The organism is Nocardia canadensis (assembly GCF_032656385.1).
Classification (GTDB): Bacteria; Actinomycetota; Actinomycetes; order Mycobacteriales; family Mycobacteriaceae; genus Nocardia; species Nocardia canadensis.
This window is the reverse complement of record NZ_JAVCWB010000008.1, coordinates 86466-104508: the sequence shown is the minus strand read 5'-3', so window position 1 is coordinate 104508 and position 18043 is coordinate 86466. Positions and strand designations below refer to the sequence as shown.

Below are 18043 nucleotides of genomic sequence, written 5' to 3'. Positions count from 1 at the left end.
CCCGGTGGCTCACTTCAACAAGCCCGCGGCCGGCAGCTGGACCGAGCATTATCCTGAGCTCGGCACCGGTCCCGTCGATTTCACCGACTCGACCGATCCGGCCTTCTACGCCGACGAGATCAATGCGATCTTCAAGAAGACCTGGCTCAATGTCGGGCGTGTGGAACGGCTTCCCCGCAAGGGAAGCTATTTCACCAAGGAATTGACCGGCCTCGGTACCTCGCTGATCCTCGCGCGCGGCACCGACGACGAGGTGCGCGCCTTCCACAATGTGTGCCGCCATCGCGGCAACAAACTCGTGTGGAATGACTTTCCGGGTGACGAAACCGAAGGCACCTGCCGCCAGTTCACCTGCAAGTACCACGCCTGGCGCTACAGCCTCGAGGGCGAGCTCACCTTCGTCCAGCAGGAGGGGGAATTCTTCGACCTCGAGAAGGCCGACTACGGTCTCGCGGGGGTCCGCTGCGAGGTATGGCAAGGCTTCATCTTCGTCAACCTCGATCCGGATGCGCAGCCGCTGGCCGACTATCTGGGCACCATGCTCAAGGGTGTCGAGGGCTACCCCTTCGACGAGATGACCGAGGTCTACAGCTACCGGGCCGAGATCGGCAGTAACTGGAAGCTGTTCGTCGATGCCTTCGCCGAGTTCTACCACGCACCGATCCTGCACATGAAGCAGGCGGTCAAGGACGAGGCCGACAAGCTGGCCGGCTATGGCTACGAGGCGTTGCACTACGAGATCGACGCACCCCACTCGATGATCTCCTCGTGGGGCGGGATGGCCCCGCCCAAGGACATCAATATGGTCAAGCCGATCGAGCGGGTGCTGCGCTCCGGCTTGTTCGGCCCCTGGGACAAGCCCGATATCGAGGGTCTCGACGACCTGCCACCCGCGCTCAACCCGGCACGCCACAAGGCCTGGGGCATCGACGAATTCGAGATATTCCCGAACTTCTCCCTGCTGTGCTGGGAACCGGGCTGGTACATCACTTACCACTACTGGCCGGTCGCGGTGAACAAGCATCTGTTCGAGGCGAACCTCTACTTCGCTCCCGCGAAGAACGCGCGCGAACGCCTCGCACAGGAACTGGCCGCCGTCACGTTCAAGGAGTACGCGCTGCAGGACGCGAACACCCTCGAGGCAACCCAGACCATGCTCGAGTCCGGCGTGGTCACCCACTTCCCGATCATGGACCAGGAAGTCCTCATCCGGCACCTGCACGTGCACGCCCAGAAGAAGGTCAAGGAGTATCGAGATGCCAATGCTGCCAGCTGAATTCGCCGATCTCGAGCCGTTCGCGGCGGACTGGTGCCTGGCCACCGAGCCAGAGCGCTACGCCAAGCGGCTCGCCTCCTCGATGGACGAGATGCAGGCGCTCTACGACACCGCGTTCGTCCGCATCGAGGACGCGATCACCTACTGCGACAAGTTCGACTGGAACGATCTGCCCGACGACGCCCGCGCACTGTTCCACCTGATGCAGTCGCTGGTCATGGTGTCGTTCCCGGTCGAGGTCTGGAGCCAGCCGCGAGTACCCGACAGCGGCGCGGCCTGGGCCGAGCTGATCCGGGAGCCTGTCGTCTGACAGCTGCTACGGGGGAGCTGCCCACACGCCGCTCCCCCGTCTTCGTCGATCTCGTCCCTCAGCGAACCAACGGAGCACCGAGCGATGCCACACTTTCCCAAACCCGCGGCCGGCAGCTGGACCGAGCACTATCCAGAACTCGGCACGACGGGGATCTCCTACGACGACTGCGTCTCCCCCGAGTTCTACAGCGCCGAACAGGAGGCGATCTTCCGGCGCACGTGGCTGAATGTGGGCCGTGTCGAAGATCTCGCCCGTACCGGCAGCTACTTCACCAGGGAACTCGAGGTCGCGCGCACCTCGATCATCGTCGTCCGTGACCGGGAAGGCCGCGTGCGCGCTTTCCACAATGTGTGCCGCCACCGCGGCAACAAACTGGTGTGGAACGACTTCCCACGGGACGAGACCGCCGGCACCTGCCGCCAGTTCACCTGCAAATATCATGCGTGGCGCTACGACCTCGACGGTTCGCTCGCCTTCGTCCAGCAGGAGGACGAATTCTTCGGCTTCGACAAGGGCGACTACGGCCTGATGCCCGTGCACTGTGAGGTGTGGGCCGGGTTCGTCTTCGTCAACCTGGCCGACGAACCAGAGCAATCATTGCGGGATTATCTAGGCCCGATGATCACTCCACTGGAGGGCTATCCCTTCGAGCGGATGACCGACCACTACGACTTCCGTGCGGACGTCGACTGCAATTGGAAGGTCTTCCTGGACGCTTTTCAGGAGTACTACCACGTCCCGGTGCTGCACTCGCAGGAGGCGACCCCCGCTGCCCGACCCAAGATCAAGGGTTTCGAGGCGCCGTACTATCAGGTCGCCGGGCCGCACCGCATGGTGACCACCAATGGCGCACCCCGCCGGACCTGGCCGGCGGAGTTCCAGTACCCGATCGAAATCGCCACGCGCAGTGGACTCTTCGGCCCGTGGAACGAGCCAGACCTGGGGCAGGACCTTCCGGTAAACCCGGGCGAGGTCGATAAGTGGGGCATGGACAACTACCAGATCTTTCCGAATATGGAGATCTTGGTGTGGGCCAGCGGCTGGTATCTCACCTATACCTACTGGCCGACCTCGCACAACACCCATCGGTTCGAGGGCAGGTTGTACTTCCCCCCGGCTCGCACCGCGAGCGACCGTGCCGCGCAGGAATGCGCCGTGGTGATGTTCAAGGAATTCGCGCTCCAGGACGCGGGCACCCTGACCGGAACCCAGCAGGGGCTCGAAACCAGGGCCGTCGGCCACAATTTCCCGCTCAACGACCAGGAACTACTGGTCCGGCACTTCCACAAGGTGGTGGCCGACCGGGTCGGCGACTACGAGCGGAACGAAGACGGGGGCGTAGTCAGATGACCCGGACCACGCAGGCCCAGTTGCCCGAGCCGTTCAGCACTCTGGAACCCTTCGCCCGAACCTGGTGCCTGGAAACCGAATCGCAGCGGTGGGACCAGCGCATGGCCAGCGACATGACCGCCATGCAGGAGTTCTATGACGCCGGTTTCCCACTCATCGTGGACGCGCTCGCCTACTGCGACAAGTTCCCACTCGACGATCTGCCAGAGGATGCGCGACAGCTGCTGCATCTGGTGCATTCGCTGATCTTGGTGGCGATGTGCGTGGAGATCTGGCATCAGCCCGAAGTAGTGGACGGCGCGGACGCGGTGATCACCCGTGTCAGCGATCCAGAGTACTGACCGATATCACTTCGACCTCGAGGAGCCACAGTGCCCAAGGGTTACGTCATCGTCACCGAGGCGATCAAAGATGAAGCCGGCATCGCCGCCTACGAGCGCAGAGCCGCACCGACCATGATCGCGGCAGGTGCGCGAATCCTGGCCGTCGACACCGCGCCGACCACCCTCGAAGGCGATTGGCACGGAACTCGTACCGTGCTCGTCGAATTCGAATCCGTCGAGGCGGCCCACGCATGGTACGACTCCGAGGAGTACGCACAGGCCAAACCGCTGCGCCAGGCGGCGGCCGACTGCCAGGCCGTGCTGCTCGCCGGCTTCGAGATGCCGGGACAGCGGTCGAAGCCCGGTTCATGACCGAGCTCGAACTGTCCTGTGGGCTGCCGCCCGGGCCCGATTTCGCCGACCTGACCGTTCTTGCCGAGGAACTCGGCTACGACCGGGTCTGGATCTTCGATTCGGCGCCGCTGTGGGAGGACCCGTTCGTTCACCTGGCGCTGGCCGCTCAGCGCACTACCCGAATCGGTTTGAGCACAGCGGTTCTCGTGCCGGAGCAGCGATCAGTGATGGCGATGGCCACCGCGATCGCCACCATCGCCAGGCTCGCTCCCGGCCGGTTCCGCGCCTGCTTCGGCACCGGGTTCACCGCCCGCGTGTCCGTCGGGCAGCGACCGCTGACCCTGCGCGCACTCGGCGACCAGGTGCGGGCCGTGCGCGCACTGCTGGCCGGTGAGCCGGTCACGATCGGCGACGCACCGGTCCGCATGCTGCACGCGGACGGGCTCGCCCTGAACCGGCCGATCGACGTTCCGCTCTGGCTCAGCGCCTTCGGCCCGCGCGGAGCCGAGCTGGCCGACCAGATCGCCGACGGCATCATCGGACCGGTTCATCCCACGCTGCCCAGCGCGATGATCGTGTCCGGCACCGTGCTCGACTCCGGCGAGGAGCCGAACTCGGCGCGGGTGCTCGAGGCAATCGGCCCGTGGCGAGTCGTCGACTGGCACAATGCCTTCGCCACCGGCGGCACTGCCGCCGTCGACGCGTTGCCGGGCGGCAGGCGGTGGCGCACCGAACTCGCGGCACTCGGCCCGGCGAACGAACGCCACCTCTCGGTCTTCGAGGGTCACGTCACCCACCTGACCGATCGGGACCGGCCGCTGCTCGACCACATCGACGTCAAGACGATGGTCGGCGACGCGGCACGAGTGCAACGGCAATTGGGGCGCATGGCGGCGGCCGGGTTCCGGGAAATCGTGTACACCCCGACCGGGCCGGATATCGCGCGCGAGCTGCGCAGTTTTGCCGCCGCCCGACCCGGATAGCCGCCCGAGCGCGCAGCTCGTTGACGTCGCCGCGCCCATATGGAAACCTCATATCCTACCTGGGAGAATATGATTCTCCTCGCATCGTCGAGAAATCGGAGTCGCAATGACACCACCGAAGGGAACCCCGCCCGCGCGCACCTTGCGCGCCGCAGGCCTGCTCGATGTCGTCACCGGTGAAATCATCCGGCCCGGCATCGTGCGGATCGAGAACGACAGAATCGTCGGTATCGGGGGCGAACCCGTTGGCGAGGTGCTCGACCTCGGCGATCTGATCCTGCTGCCCGGCCTGATGGACATGGAGGTCAACCTCCTCATGGGCGGGCGCGGCGAGACCGGCCTGAGCTCGAGCGTCACCGACGATCCGCCGCTGCGCGTGCTGCGGGCGGTGGGCAACTCCCGCCGCACACTGCGTGCCGGCTTCACCACCGTGCGCAATCTCGGCCTGTTCGTGAAAACCGGTGGCTACCTGCTCGATGTCGCGCTGGGCAAGGCGATCGACGCGGGCTGGATCGACGGGCCGCGGATCGTTCCCGCAGGCCACGCCATCACCCCCACGGGCGGGCATCTCGACCCGACGATGTTCTCCGCCTTCGCGCCCGACGTGCTGAAGCTGACCCTCGAGGAAGGCATCGCCAACGGCGTGGACGAGGTCCGCAAGGCGGTGCGCTACCAGATCAAGCACGGCGCTCAGGTGATCAAGATCTGCGTGTCCGGCGGGGTCATGTCGCTCACGGGTTCCCCTGGCGCACAGCACTATTCGGACGAGGAGTTGCGCGCCATCGTCGACGAGGCGCATCGGCGCGGCCTGAAGGTGGCCGCGCACACCCACGGCGCCGAGGCGGTCAGGCACGCTGTCGATGCCGGGATCGATTGCATCGAACACGGTTTCCTGATCGACGACGAGACCATCAAGCTCATGGTCGCGGCGGGCACCTGGCTGGTGCCGACCACCCGGCTCGCCGATGCCATGGACGTCTCCAAGGCCGCGCCCGCGTTGCAGGCCAAAGCCGCCGAGATGTTCCCGAAGGCGCGCACCTCGGTCCTCGCGGCCTACGAGGCAGGCGTTCGCATCGCCGTCGGAACCGACGCACCGGCCATTCCGCACGGCCGCAATGCCGACGAGATCGTCGCGCTGGTCCAGCGCGGGATAACCCCGCTGGACGCCCTGCGCGCGGCGACCGTCAACGCGGCCGAACTCATCGACGCCGACGACCGCGGCCGGCTGGCGGAAGGACTGCTCGCCGACATCATCGGCGTACCAGGAGATCCGTTGCGCGACATCACCGTTACCCAGAATGTGCGCTTCGTCATGAAAGGCGGAAAGGTCTATGTCCAGAATTGAGGATCTCCTGGAGATCCAGCAGGTGCTCGCCCGCTACGCGGTCACCATCACCAAGGGCGACACCGAGGGCATGCTGTCGGTGTTCACCCCCGACGGCTCCTACAGCGCGTTCGGCGACACCTACACTCTCGATCTCTTTCCCGAACTCGTCGCGGCCGCGCCGAAGGGCCTGTTCCTCACCGGCACACCGGTTCTCGAGATCGACGGCGACACCGCCGAGGGCACCCAGCCGCTGTGCTTCATCGACCACAGCACTCATGACATGCGCATCGGGTACTACACCGACACCCTGGTGCGCACCGAGGACGGGTGGCGGATCAAGACCCGCCGGATGACCTTCATCCGCCGCAGTGGCGCGCACGACTCCGGCATCCCGCACGCGTTCGAGCAGTCGCGGGCCTGAGTGGTGCGACACCGATGAACGTCACCGAGTTTCGAACGGGCCTGCGCGAGTGGCTCGACACGAACGACCTGTCCCCTGAACCCGGCCTCGGCCTGGAGGGGCAGGTATCGCAACTGGCCCGAGTCCGTCGCGCACTCTACGACGCGGGCTGGATGCGCTATGGCTGGCCCGCCGAGACGGGCGGCCTCGGCGGGCCTGCCGTCCTGCGCGCCATCCTCGGTGAGGAGGTCGCGACCCGCGATCTCGCCGAGCCCGGCATCTATTCGATGATCGAGGTGCTGGCTCCGACGATGATCTCCTACGCGCGCCCCGAGCTGGCCGCGCGGATGGTGCCGCTGCTGCTGTCCGGACGCGAGCAATGGTGCCAGGGCTTCTCCGAGCCCGGCTCCGGCAGCGACCTCGCTTCGTTGAGCACCAAGGCCGTCGCCCGTGGCGACGACTGGGTGGTCAAAGGCCAGAAGGTGTGGACGAGCTTGGCGCAGTTCGCCTCCCGATGTGTCCTGCTCACCCGCACCGCTCCCGGCCATGACGGCATCACCGCCTTCTTCGTCGACATGGACACCCCGGGCATAACCGTCCGGCCGCTGCGCACCATGCACGGTGTCGACGAGTTCGCCGAGGTCTATTTCGACGACGTGGTGGTCCCCGGCGAGCGCATGCTCGGCAGGCCGGGCGACGGCTGGCGCGTGGCCATGGATCTGCTGCCACACGAACGGTCCACCTGCTTTTGGCACCGGATCGCCTACCTGTTCACCCGTTTGGACCGGGTGCTGGCGCGGACAACGATCGGCGACGACACCGCGCTCGGCGAGGCGTATCTGGCGCTGCACGCGGCGCGCTGCCGATCCCACACCACCCAGCAACGCCTGGCCGACGGCGCGGCACTGGGCGCGGAGACCTCCATCGACAAGGTGCTGCTCGCGACCGCCGAACAGCGACTGTTCGACACCGCACGCGATCTGCTACCCGGCGTTCTGGAACTGACCGATCACGAATGGCGCACCGAGTACCTGTATTCGCGCGCCGCGACGATCTACGGCGGCACCGCCGAGATCCAGCGCAACATCATCGCGCGCCGCCTGCTCGACCTCGGAAAGGACTGACGCCATGGCCGATATCGACACCGCGGGCGATGAGCTCGAACTGCTCGAGCAGAGCCTGCGCAAGACCATGGCAGCCGCTACCGGCGGCGAGCTCGACCGGGCGCTCACCGATCTCGGCTGGCACGAGATGCTCACCGACATGCCGGATATCGCGATACCGCTGGTGTTCCGGCTACTCGGCGAAACGGGAAGTCACGCCCCGCTGCTCAACGACGTCATCGCCCAGTCCGTGGGCCTGCCACTGGGCGGCACGATCGCGCTGCCGTTCACGGGCGGAGCGTGGGTGGTCTGGGAACGCGATGATCGCCCAGGCTCAACGGTAGACGACGAACTCCCGCTGCACGGCGGCCCGGCTGGAGCCGAGATCCCGCTGGCCGCCGCTCGACGCGCACTGGCGTGGTGGCTGGTGGGGTCCAGTCGTGCCATGCTCGCGCTGGCGCGTCGACACGCCCTTGACCGCACGCAGTTCGGTCGGCCGATCGCCGCGTTCCAAGCGGTCCGCCATCGCCTCGCCGAAACCCTGGTGGCCATCGAGGGCGCCGAGGCAACTCTCGGCGTCGCCGACGACGAACTCGGCGCGCTGTTGGCCAAGGCGAGCGCCGGACAGGCGGCGCGAACCGCCGCCAGGAACTGTCAGCAGGTGCTCGGCGGCGTCGGCTTCACCGCGGAACACGATCTGCATCGACACATCCGGCGCACTCTAGTGCTGGACGGGTTGCTCGGCAGCACCACCGAACTCACCCGCGCGGCCGGCACCCATATCCGGACCGTCGGCCACGCGCCGCGACTGGCGCAACTCCACTAGCCCGGCCAGGAGCCGATGATGACGTTGCGTCCGACCGCGATCGGGTACATCCGCACAGATGTCTCCGGCGTCCGGCAGGCCTGGGACGAGATCCAGATGCGCAGCATGGCAGGACGCCTCGGCTACAACCTCGCCAAGATCATCACCTTCAGCGCACGAACCGACAACCCGATGGAACGGCTCATTGCCCAGACGGAACGCGCACACGCCGAAGCGGTCCTCATCCCGGCCATCGACCATCTCGGCGACTCGAACCCCGAGCAGCTGCACCGGATCGCCACGGTCATCACCGTGCCGACGGTGCACTGAGCTCTATTGCAGACCACAGACAGCGGAGGAGAGGGCACCATGGCGCGACCCATGTTTCAGCCGGCGACCGTGACCCGGATCATCAAGGAGAGCGCGGACGCTCGCACCTTCGTGCTGTCGCCGCACGACGAACCTGTCGCCTACCGGGCGGGCCAATTCTGCGCTTTCCGGGTCCGGGTGGGCGGAAAGGACATATACCGTTCCTATTCGATGTCGAGCGCGCCGGAGGTCGACAACGAGCTGATGACCACGGTCAAGCGGGTCTCCGGCGGTGTCGTCTCGAACTGGCTGCACGACAACGTCACTGAAGGCGACGTGGTCGAGATCTCGCGGGCGTCGGGAAAGTTCTGCCTCCGCGAGACCGACGCGCCATTGCTCGGTTTCAGCGGTGGCAGCGGCATTACCCCAATTCTGTCGCTGACCAAGACCGCGCTGGCGACCACAGAGCGGCGCGTCCGACTGCTCTGCGCCGACCGAGATCACTCGTCGATGATCTTCGAAGCGACGCTGTCCGAACTTTCGGCGCGGCATCCGGGGCGGCTCGAGGTGGTACGTCACCTCGACAACGAGGGTGGACTGCTCACTCCCGCCGCGATCACCACGTTCGTGGGCGGCGACGCGCACGCTGATTCCTACGTGTGTGGACCGGAAGCCTTCATGGAAATGGTCGAACGCGCGCTTCCCTCGACGAGTTCGGTGTTCAGTGAGCGTTTCGGCGCACCGTCTCCTCTCGTCACCGCGCCGCCCGCGTCCGCTGAGCCCGCCGCGTCTGTCGAGGCGCTGGCTTCGATGGCCTCGCCCGGAACACCGGGAATCGTGACTATTTTCGTCGGGAGGAAGAAGGCCACCGTTCCTCATCGGGCGGGCGAGACGCTTTTGCAGGCGGCTCGCCGGGCGAAGCTCAACCCGCCGTACTCCTGCGAGCAGGGCAGCTGCGCGACCTGCATGGCCCGGCTGACCGAGGGCACGGCGACCATGGCCGTCAACGAAGCTCTGACCGAGGAGGAGGTCACCGAGGGCTACGTCCTGACGTGCCAGGCGGTCCCCGATACCCCGTCGGTCACCGTGCGATACGACTAGCCGAGTCCACCCGCATCAGGTGCGGCGGCGGGGCTCTTATCGTCCGAGCTCTGCCGACGCGACGGTGCCGATGCGTGCACCGATCGATTCCAGCAGGTCGGCGGCATGGGTCATAGAGCGGGTGGTATCGGGCTCGAGATCGGACAAGGCGTACGCGGCGCCGAAACCCGCAGCGCGCAGTTGGTAGTCGTCGAGCAGGATGCGCCCGGCGACCACTGTGACCGGCACCTCCGCCGCCGCGGCGGCGGAACGGACCCCGAGCGGGGCCTTGCCGTGCAGGCTCTGGGCATCGAGGGACCCTTCCCCCGTGACCACCATGTCTGCGTCGGCGATTCGTGTGGGGAATTCGATCACCTCGAGCACCAGGTCGATGCCAGGTCGGGACGTCGCGCCGAGCACCGCGATCGCGCCGAATCCCGCGCCTCCGGCGGCACCGGCACCGGGCTGGTCCGCGTAGACGGGGGAATGCCGAGGTTGGAGCAGGCCGGCCCAATTCTCCAACGCAGCTGTGAGAACAGACCGTTCGCATGGCCCTGCGCCCTTCTGCGGTCCATAGGTCTCCACGGCGCCGGACGGCCCGAGAAGCGGATTGTCCACGTCACTGGCGAGCGTCATGCGGGCATGGGCGAGCCCCGGGTGCATGTTTGCGCGGTCGATGCTCCTGGCGTCGACGAGTGCCGCTCCCCCGCGAGGCAATTCGTTACCCATCGCGTCGAGGATACGGAGCCCGAGCCCACGGAGCATTCCGGCGCCACCGTCGGTGGCCGCGCTGCCGCCGAGACCGACTACGAGGTCGCGGGCACCGCGATCGAGGGCGTGCGCAATGACCACACCCAGCCCTTCGGTCCCAGCATGCAAAGGGTCACGTTGTGCTCCAGGAATTTTCGCCAATCCGACGACATCGGCGAGCTCGATGACGGCCGCGTTGCCCGATACCGCGTACGCGGTGTCGACCGGGACCCCGGTCGGGCCAGGCGCCCGCAACGGCACCCGGCGCCACCCGGCAGCGAGGAAGGCCTCCACCGTACCCTCACCGCCGTCGGCCACCGGCAGTTGCCGAATGTCGGAGTCCGGCGCGGTGCGTTCGATGCCACGAGCAAGCGCCGCCGCGACCTGCGCCGCTGTGAGCGAGCCTTTGAACTTGTCCGGAGCGAGGACGATCCGGCGGAGATCGCGCGCCCTCGATGCGTCTGTCACTCGCGTCCGGACAGACGCGCGACCAGCTTGATCAGCGCACCGTGGTCGAGCCCGCCATCTCCTTGGGCAACGAGTGCGCCCATGAGCTGAGCGACAACCGCGCCGAGCGGAATCGTCACCCCCGCCTCGCGCGCCGCGGCTTGCACAATGCCGAGGTCTTTATGGTGCAACTCGACCCGGAATCCGGGAGTGAAGGCGCGATCGACCATCGCCTGGGCCTTACGGTCCAGAATCTTGTTGCCCGCGAGTCCCCCCGCCAACACCTGGATCGCGGCCGCCGTGTCGACCTCGTGGGCCTCGAGGAAGACCAGGGCTTCGGCAACCAGCTCGATGGTGCCCGCGACGATCAACTGATTAGCCGCCTTCACCGTCTGCCCGGCGCCCGCCCCACCGACGTGGACGACAGTGCCGCCCATCGCGTACAGGATCGGTTCGGCGGCGGCGAAGTCCTCGGCCACGCCACCGACCATGATCGACAGCGTGCCGTCGATCGCACCCTGCTCCCCGCCGGACACCGGTGCGTCCAAGGCTCTCGTCCGCGTAGCGATCTCACGGGAGACATCGGGCCGGATGGTGCTGCAATCGATGAGCAGAATATCGGGGGCGGCATGGGCGAGCACACCGTCGACCCCGAGAACGATCTCTCGCACGTCCGGCGAGTCCGGCAGCATGGTCACCACGACGTCGGCGTCGCGGACCGCCTCGGCGACACTGTCGGCGCCCTTGCCGCCCATTGCGACCAGCCTATCGACCTTGGCGGGTGTGCGATTGTAGCCAGTGACCTCGAACCCGGCCTCGACCAGGTTCGCCGCCATCGGCCCGCCCATGATCCCCAACCCGAGGAAACCGATCTTCGTCAATGTCCCGACCTCTCTGTTGCTCGCGAACCCGATCGCCACTGCCGCTGGTCCATGGCGTTCTCCGCCACCAGCTTCGCGATCTCGCCGGGCGCTGCGACGGGTGCGAGATGTGCGACGCCGGGCAGGATCTCGAAGCGGGCGTGCGGGATGGACCGGGCAATACGAAGCTGTTCGCGCGGCGGCGTCGCCGGATCCTCTGCGCCACCGACGACCAGGGTCGGCACGGTAACCATCGGGAGATCATCGCGGACGTCCGCAGTGGCAAGGACATCGCATCCGGCCGCATATCCTTCCGCAGGGACAGCCCGGAGCATCCGCGCGTACTCCCGGACAATCCCGGGTCGACGGTGCTGGAACTCGCGGGTGAACCAGCGATCCATGACCAGCGGAACCATCCGCTCCAGACCGTGCTTCCGGACCGCTGCGGCGCGCTCGTTCCAGCCGTGCGCGTCGTATACGGCCGCGCTGCACAGTACGGCGAGTGAGCGGATCCGGGCAGACTTGCGACTCGCGGCACGTATGGCGACCATTCCCCCGATCGACACGCCTACGACGTGCACCCGCTCGAGGCCGAGCCGGTCCAGGACCGCTATGAAGTCGTCGACCAAGTCGTCGATTGTCGCGGCTCCTCCCGTCCGGGCGGCACTCCCGTGCCCGCGCTGATCGAAACGGACGACATCGAACGACTCGCGCACCAGTTCCGCGGTGACCTCGTCCCACATCGACAGGGTGGTCCCGAGCGAGTTCACCAGCGCGACGGTTCCGACCGCGCCTCCCGGCGTGTTCGCGCGTTCGATCACGGCGCTGTCGGCAACAGAATGACCTGGCATCGGCTTCCGCACACCTTTCGACTGCGGTACGGCTTCACAACCCGAGGGCTCCTTAACACGAGCTCAGACCCGCTGATCGCGCGTGTAGACGTCGCGTTCGGTCAACGTGTTCAGCAGGGGTTCACCGGTGCGATAGCGGCGGATGTTCTCGACAATGATGTCGATCGTGCGTTGGGTTCGATCCGGCAGCCGCGGCGTCGTGTGAGGAGTAATGACGACATTCGGCGCGTCCCAGAGTGCCGAATCCCTGGGCAGCGGTTCAGGATCGGTGACATCGAGCCCCGCGCCCGCGATCTTTCCGCTTTGCAGTGCATCGATGAGCGCATCCTGATCGATCAGCGCACCGCGCGCCATATTTATCAGATACGCGGTGTTCTTCATCTTCGCGAACTGCGCCGCGGAGATCATATGGTGGGTGGCATCGGTGAGCGGGGCCGCCAGCATGACGACGTCGGCTTCGTCGAGCAGGTGGTCGACAGAGTCGCCTTCGTCGGCCGATAGCATGAGGTCTACGTCCGATGACGGCTCCACAGCACCGCGCCGGTAGACGAGCACACGCATCCCGAAGGCTTTGCCTAGGCGGGCCATCTCCTTCGCAGTATGACCGAACCCGACTATCCCCAATGTCTTGCCCCACAGCGCGAAACGGTTCCCATAGCCCTCGATGCCGTTCCAGATATGGGCGTCCTGTTGCTCGAACATCCGCCGCGCGTCGAAGGTCAGTGCGAGCGCGAAGTAGAAGCCGTGCTGGGCAAGCGCGGGTGCGGAGCGGCCCGCGGACCCGGTGACGAGCAGACCGCGCTCGAAGACCTCGGGCACCGCCGATCGGGTGAGTCCGGCGTGACCACAGTGCACCCATGCCAGCTCGGGTGCGGCGATGAACCGTTCGTCCAGGTCGCCCGCGGTCACAGCGACGTCGGCGTGCTCCAAGGCGTGCGCGATCCCTGCCGCATCGGCAGGGTGGACGTGCAAAAACTCCGCCGGAGCGAACGCCTCGCGCAATTGATCGATCTCGTGCGGCTCGAAGAGAACCGTTGCCAGCACCTGGCGGATTTCCCGCGGTCGTTGGTCGTAGGACATGGTTCCAGCTCCTCGCGAGTATTCAGGGGACACCGGCACGACCCGGCGGCGCGAGTTCGCTCCAGGGTTGCGCGGCACTCGGCCCGGCACAACGCTCACCGTCGCACAGTCGATTTCCCACGGTCAATCGGTTGCCAGGGGTTGCCGCCGTGCTGTCGCACCACGGCCGATCGATGCTTGACTGACCGCATGTCCGTTGACACCGCCCACAGCCGATGGCAGGAGCCGTTCACCGTCTTCCAGACGAATCTTCAGGAAGTCGATGCCACGATGGACGTGGAGGCAGCTCTGGATGTGATCGAGCGGCACGGTGCCGACACCTGGCTGGTCAACGCGGGTGGGATTTCCGCGTTCTACCCGACCGACCTGCCATATCACACCCGCAATCCTTTTCTCGCCGATCGTCCGTCGGGTGACTTCCTCGACGACGCGGTGACGGCGGCGAAGCGACGCGGACTGCGGGTGATCGCTCGTCTGGACCTGTCGAAGGTCCCGGCTCGGGTCGCCGCCGAGCATCCCGACTGGCTGTTCGTTTCTCGCACCGGTGCGTCCCAGATCTACAACGGGCTGTACAGCACGTGTCTGTCAGGTGCGTTTTATCAGGAACACGCTGTCGAGATCCTCGACGAGATCCTTGACCGCTACCCCGTCGACGGGTTCTTCTTCAACTGGTTCAACTTCAACGAGCGCGACTACAGCGAAGTGGTGCATGGAATCTGCCACTGCAGAGCGTGCACAGCGCGATTCGCCCAATTCAGTGGCGGCCGTCCCCTCCCCGAGGACCAGCGGTCGGCCGACTTCTCTCTCTGGCGCCACTACGCGAACTCCACGATCGCGGCACTCGCAAAGAAGTACTCCGACCATGTCGCACCCCGCGACCGCGACCTCGGCCTCGTGCTACGGAAGGGCGCCCCGATCGTCTACCACGAGGGCAACAACGCTTTTCTGCACATGCCGGGCAAGGACTTCTGGCCGCACGCGACGGCGGAGGCCGTGAGCGCCCACGTCTCCGCCCGGCCAGAGGTGCCATTGGTCCTGAACGCGGCCGCCCATATCGACTCGAAGTACCGGATGGGAGCCGAACAGCCCGAACATCTGGCGCAATACCTCATCCAGGCGATCGCTCGCGGCGGAAATCCTTCCACCTACATCCTCGGCGCACCAGGACGCTTGCCCATGACGAGTTCCTCACTCGCGCAACACGTCACCCGGTTCCACCGCGACAATCACGACCTCTACGCGCGGCTGCGGCCGGCCGCGACGATCGGCCTGGTACGCCCGGGGCTCGGCCGGTCCGGTTACGCCGCCTATCTGCAGAGTCTCGAGGAATTCCGTGGCGTGTACGTGGCGCTGCAGCAGCGCCATCTCCCCTTCGACGTTCTGCCCCACGACGAGCTGACCGACATGGCTACTGCAGGCAGCCTGGATCGCTACCGACTCGTCATCCTGCCCGCAGTTGGAGCCGTCGGCTGGGCCACGGCCAATGCACTCGACGAGTTCGTCGCACGCGGCGGTCACCTGCTCACCACCGGAGACAGCGCGGTCACCGAGGACGGAACCGTGGAGCTCGCATCCAGCCCGGCATTACGGCGCTCCGGTCCCGAACTATCGGACAACGACGTGTGGTCCACCTATGCCACGCTCGACAATCAGCATCACCTTGACGAATTCCGCTACGACGGCTCGGTCGTTCCGATATTCGGCAACAATGCCCATTACGTCTGGAAACCGTCCGCCGAGCGAGCAGGTACTCTGCTCACCCAAGCTCCATGGGGTCCACCGGAAGTGAGTTACGGGCACATCGCGAGCGGTGACCCGGCGGTCGCCTCGTTACGGTACGGCGCAGGCGTGTCCACCATGATCACCTGGACCATCGGCCGCACCTATCGCGAATTCGGCAAAACAGAGGTACGCGATCACCTGCTGAGAGTCCTCGAACCACTCGCCGAGGTGACGCTAAGCGCGGAAATCACCGACCGTGTCGAGCTGATCCTCGGCCGCGATGAACAGGGCTACGTGATCCATCTGGTCAACCAAACCGGAGCACAACGCCGCTCTTTCGGACCGCACGTCCTGGTCGCCGGCGGCCGACTCGTGCTCCACGGCATCGACGAGTCCCGCCGGGCCACTGCGCTTGTCGCGGGCCATGACCTGGATATCCGGAACGAAGGAACGACACAGATCATCGAACTTCCGGTCCTCGGCATGTTCGAAGTTGTGCGAATCTCTCCGTGCTGAAAGCAGACTGGTGTGCGCACAGTATCTATTGAGCGACAGCCGAAGCATACGACTCCACGTTCCGGTTTTCATAGCCTCGCCGCATGGGTATTCTAACCCGTCTTTCAGGATCACGGGGACTGCCCCGGCTTCGGTTGACTCTTGACCTGAGGGGACTGTCCGGTCTTCCCTATGAGAGGATGCACCACCGCGCCGAAGGCTTACCCCGAAGAGTTCCGTCGTGACGTCGTCGCCGTCGCCCGCAAGGGCCAGGCGCCGTTGACACAGATCGCGAAGGATTTCAGGATCTCGGAAGGCTGCCTGGCCAACTGGCGCTCTGGCAGCGACCTGAGCCCCGCATACCCGGGGTCGGTCAGGGCACGCTGCAGCAAAACGGAGGTCACTTCGTACATGGTAGTCCGGCGGCTCGATGCTCATCGGGAAAGGAACCACTCGAACGCCCCGACAGAGCGATGCTCAAATTCGCGATCAGAGATCGGTCGCGACCGGCCGGCCTGGTTTCCGAATTCGCGACCAGGGTGACACCGGAATTGGCGAGCAGAGCCAGCTACGACAAGGCGTCGCACCGAAATGGCCGACGGTGCCTGGACGGGTGGCGCGAATGGCTGATGGAGCACCACCGCGGGGTCGGCTCGAACTTGGTCTGGTCGGCGCAGATCAAGCAGATCGCGCTGCGCGACTTGGGACGCCACGACGCCACTCAGTGCGGATCAGCAGGAACGCGTCCTCTCCGTTCTGATCGAACTGCTTGACGCCTTCCTCACCGAACGCGAGTCCGCGCAGCCGCACGACTGACAAAAGCTCTAACGGCTGCCCGGCCGGTCAGCCTCCAGGTCGAGGATCCGGTTTCGCTGATCTTCAATGACCTGCGCACGCTGGCGATGAGTTCGACGTAGCTCAGCTGCATCGGGTGCACCTCTACTACCGCGGCGAGCTCGCGAACTTGAATATTGACGATTTGGCGGTAGGAGTCGCAATCGGCTTGCAGCATCGCCAGCTGCACCTCGATCGGAATCTGTTCGCCGACTCGAGGGCCGTGGGGCGGGGGCTCCTGCCCTTTCCACGCCGACCATCGCGCGTTGATGTCGTGCTCGGTCATCTCCGACAGACGTTGCAGCAGCTCCCGGCAGGCAAGTGGCGAGGCGAACACGGTGTCGATACACCGGTGGTAGCCAGGGGGTTACATCTGGATGTGGTCGCTCATAGCTCACCGCTCCTGGGACTCCGCCCGAGAGCGAAGAGAGCGAGCTTAGTCGGTATGGCGCAGCGACTCATCTCGGCGACTCGCTGCGCCATCGACGACGCGCGCCGCGACCGGCCAGCGGCGGGTATCCGGTAAACGGTCGTTTTCCGAACACCAGTCGCTGAGACCGCGCCGCGTCGCTAGGCGCCGCGCGCCGAGAGGCGTAAGTGTCGGTTTCCGAAGTCGGCTTCAGTGATACTCGAAGTCGTGTCCCGTGCGGGGATATTGCAGCCAACACCCGAGATGTGGCGATGCCGCGTGGCGGGCATCGAAATCGCCAGCTCGCCCGGCGCTCGGCGCGCCACTGCACGGAGGCGCGCCGCGGAGACTCAGCCGAGGCCTGGTCAGCGATGTTGGCGGGCGGTTGTGGTGGCCATGTCGATGACGGAGCGGATGGCGGCCTGGTCCAGGGCTGATCGCGCGAAGTGGACTTGCCGGTGGATGAGACCGTCGACGAGGATGACGTAGTGTTCGGCGGCCGCCACGGTGGCAGGGCGACCCGCTGCGGCGAATCGGGATCGGACCAACTCGATGAACGCTCCCCGTTGCTGCTCGAATCGGTCACGCAATTCCCGGTTGAAATGGCTCTCACTGAGCAGGTAATGGCGTGCGATGACGCGGAATCGAGCTGTAGGTGCGGTCATTGCGGCGATGAAGTCCACGAACGCCGCGGTCAGGTCGGTGGCCGACCAGGTCTGTCCTGTGAGGAAGTATTGCTGTGCGACCGCCATGTCTTGGGCGAAGAGTTCGTCGAGGGCGAGTTCGAGCAGTCGCTGGCGGGTCGGCGCATGGTAGTTGACCGACCCTGATGTGAGGCCGGCTGCGCTGTCGACAGCGCGATGGGTGAGCCCGCGAACTCCAGCATCGCCCAGTACCTGCAAGGCAGCCTGGGCAATCTGCCTGCGCCGTTGCTCGGAGTCACGCCGCGGCGTGCGCTGTGGTGCCACATCA

The 18043-nt window shown here is 65.9% G+C and carries 19 protein-coding genes and 1 pseudogene; 14 read left to right on the top strand and 6 right to left on the bottom strand.

The features are described from left to right. Positions 1-4 precede the first annotated feature (4 nt). The 12 genes from Q7X29_RS14160 to Q7X29_RS14105 all read left to right on the top strand — a co-directional run bounded on the left by Q7X29_RS14160 (position 5) and on the right by Q7X29_RS14105 (position 9644). Positions 5-1276, top strand: a complete 1272-nt coding sequence (locus Q7X29_RS14160; protein ID WP_316574309.1) for an aromatic ring-hydroxylating oxygenase subunit alpha — start codon at positions 5-7, stop codon at positions 1274-1276. Then, positions 1257-1586, top strand: a complete 330-nt coding sequence (locus tag Q7X29_RS14155; protein WP_316574308.1) for a hypothetical protein — start codon at positions 1257-1259, stop codon at positions 1584-1586. The genes Q7X29_RS14160 and Q7X29_RS14155 overlap by 20 nt, the downstream gene beginning before the upstream one ends. 84 nt (positions 1587-1670) lie before the next feature. Then, positions 1671-2939: an aromatic ring-hydroxylating oxygenase subunit alpha gene (locus tag Q7X29_RS14150; RefSeq protein WP_316574307.1), complete on the top strand. Its 1269-nt coding sequence runs from the start codon at positions 1671-1673 to the stop codon at positions 2937-2939. Continuing rightward, complete coding sequence (locus tag Q7X29_RS14145; protein ID WP_316574306.1) at positions 2936-3280, top strand: hypothetical protein; 345 nt, start codon at positions 2936-2938, stop codon at positions 3278-3280. The genes Q7X29_RS14150 and Q7X29_RS14145 overlap by 4 nt, the downstream gene beginning before the upstream one ends. Before the next feature lie 30 nt (positions 3281-3310). Then, positions 3311-3634 (top strand): DUF1330 domain-containing protein, encoded by a 324-nt coding sequence (locus Q7X29_RS14140; RefSeq protein WP_316574305.1) that lies wholly within the window; start codon positions 3311-3313, stop codon positions 3632-3634. Continuing rightward, positions 3631-4599, top strand: a complete 969-nt coding sequence (locus Q7X29_RS14135; protein ID WP_316574304.1) for an LLM class flavin-dependent oxidoreductase — start codon at positions 3631-3633, stop codon at positions 4597-4599. The genes Q7X29_RS14140 and Q7X29_RS14135 overlap by 4 nt, the downstream gene beginning before the upstream one ends. Before the next feature lie 106 nt (positions 4600-4705). Next, complete coding sequence (locus Q7X29_RS14130; protein ID WP_316574303.1) at positions 4706-5944, top strand: metal-dependent hydrolase family protein; 1239 nt, start codon at positions 4706-4708, stop codon at positions 5942-5944. Beyond that, the gene (locus tag Q7X29_RS14125) at positions 5931-6347 is read left to right on the top strand and encodes a nuclear transport factor 2 family protein (protein WP_316574302.1); all 417 of its coding nucleotides are present in this window, start codon (positions 5931-5933) and stop codon (positions 6345-6347) included. The genes Q7X29_RS14130 and Q7X29_RS14125 overlap by 14 nt, the downstream gene beginning before the upstream one ends. Before the next feature lie 14 nt (positions 6348-6361). Continuing rightward, a complete protein-coding gene (locus tag Q7X29_RS14120; RefSeq protein WP_316574301.1) occupies positions 6362-7450 on the top strand; it encodes an acyl-CoA dehydrogenase family protein in 1089 nt (362 codons plus the stop codon). 4 nt (positions 7451-7454) lie between these two features. After that, entirely contained in the window at positions 7455-8255 is an 801-nt protein-coding gene (locus Q7X29_RS14115; RefSeq protein WP_316574300.1) for an acyl-CoA dehydrogenase family protein, read from the top strand. A gap of 18 nt (positions 8256-8273) precedes the next feature. After that, complete coding sequence (locus Q7X29_RS14110; RefSeq protein ID WP_316574299.1) at positions 8274-8564, top strand: hypothetical protein; 291 nt, start codon at positions 8274-8276, stop codon at positions 8562-8564. A 39-nt stretch (positions 8565-8603) separates the two neighbouring features. Next, complete coding sequence (locus Q7X29_RS14105; RefSeq protein WP_316574298.1) at positions 8604-9644, top strand: ferredoxin--NADP reductase; 1041 nt, start codon at positions 8604-8606, stop codon at positions 9642-9644. 36 nt (positions 9645-9680) lie between these two features. Here Q7X29_RS14105 and Q7X29_RS14100 read toward each other — a convergent pair whose 3' ends face one another. From Q7X29_RS14100 to Q7X29_RS14085, 4 genes are all read right to left on the bottom strand, one after another. Next, positions 9681-10805, bottom strand: coding sequence for a glycerate kinase (locus Q7X29_RS14100; protein WP_316575348.1), 1125 nt, complete (start codon positions 10803-10805; stop codon positions 9681-9683). A 32-nt stretch (positions 10806-10837) separates the two neighbouring features. Further along, positions 10838-11701: an NAD(P)-dependent oxidoreductase gene (locus Q7X29_RS14095; protein ID WP_316574297.1), complete on the bottom strand. Its 864-nt coding sequence runs from the start codon at positions 11699-11701 to the stop codon at positions 10838-10840. Beyond that, positions 11698-12531 carry an alpha/beta fold hydrolase gene (locus Q7X29_RS14090; protein ID WP_316574296.1) on the bottom strand — a complete coding sequence of 278 codons (834 nt, stop codon included), beginning with the start codon at positions 12529-12531 and terminating at the stop codon, positions 11698-11700. The genes Q7X29_RS14095 and Q7X29_RS14090 overlap by 4 nt, the downstream gene beginning before the upstream one ends. A gap of 63 nt (positions 12532-12594) precedes the next feature. Further along, entirely contained in the window at positions 12595-13611 is a 1017-nt protein-coding gene (locus Q7X29_RS14085) for a D-2-hydroxyacid dehydrogenase (RefSeq protein ID WP_316574295.1), read from the bottom strand. 189 nt (positions 13612-13800) lie between these two features. On the opposite strand from Q7X29_RS14085, the gene Q7X29_RS14080 reads away from it, so the two are divergent. Both Q7X29_RS14080 and Q7X29_RS33070 read left to right on the top strand, forming a co-directional pair. After that, the gene (locus Q7X29_RS14080) at positions 13801-15849 is read left to right on the top strand and encodes an alpha-amylase family protein (protein WP_316574294.1); all 2049 of its coding nucleotides are present in this window, start codon (positions 13801-13803) and stop codon (positions 15847-15849) included. Positions 15850-16020: 171 nt separating this feature from the next. Then, positions 16021-16176, top strand: a pseudogene (locus tag Q7X29_RS33070) (transposase); the annotation flags it as partial. A 433-nt stretch (positions 16177-16609) separates the two neighbouring features. Here the strand turns inward: Q7X29_RS33070 and Q7X29_RS14075 are convergent. After that, on the bottom strand, positions 16610-16948 hold the full coding sequence (locus tag Q7X29_RS14075) for a hypothetical protein (RefSeq protein WP_316574293.1): 339 nt from the start codon (positions 16946-16948) through the stop codon (positions 16610-16612). Positions 16949-17436: 488 nt separating this feature from the next. Further along, the gene (locus tag Q7X29_RS14070) at positions 17437-18039 is read right to left on the bottom strand and encodes a TetR/AcrR family transcriptional regulator (RefSeq protein WP_316574292.1); all 603 of its coding nucleotides are present in this window, start codon (positions 18037-18039) and stop codon (positions 17437-17439) included. Positions 18040-18043: the final 4 nt, after the last annotated feature.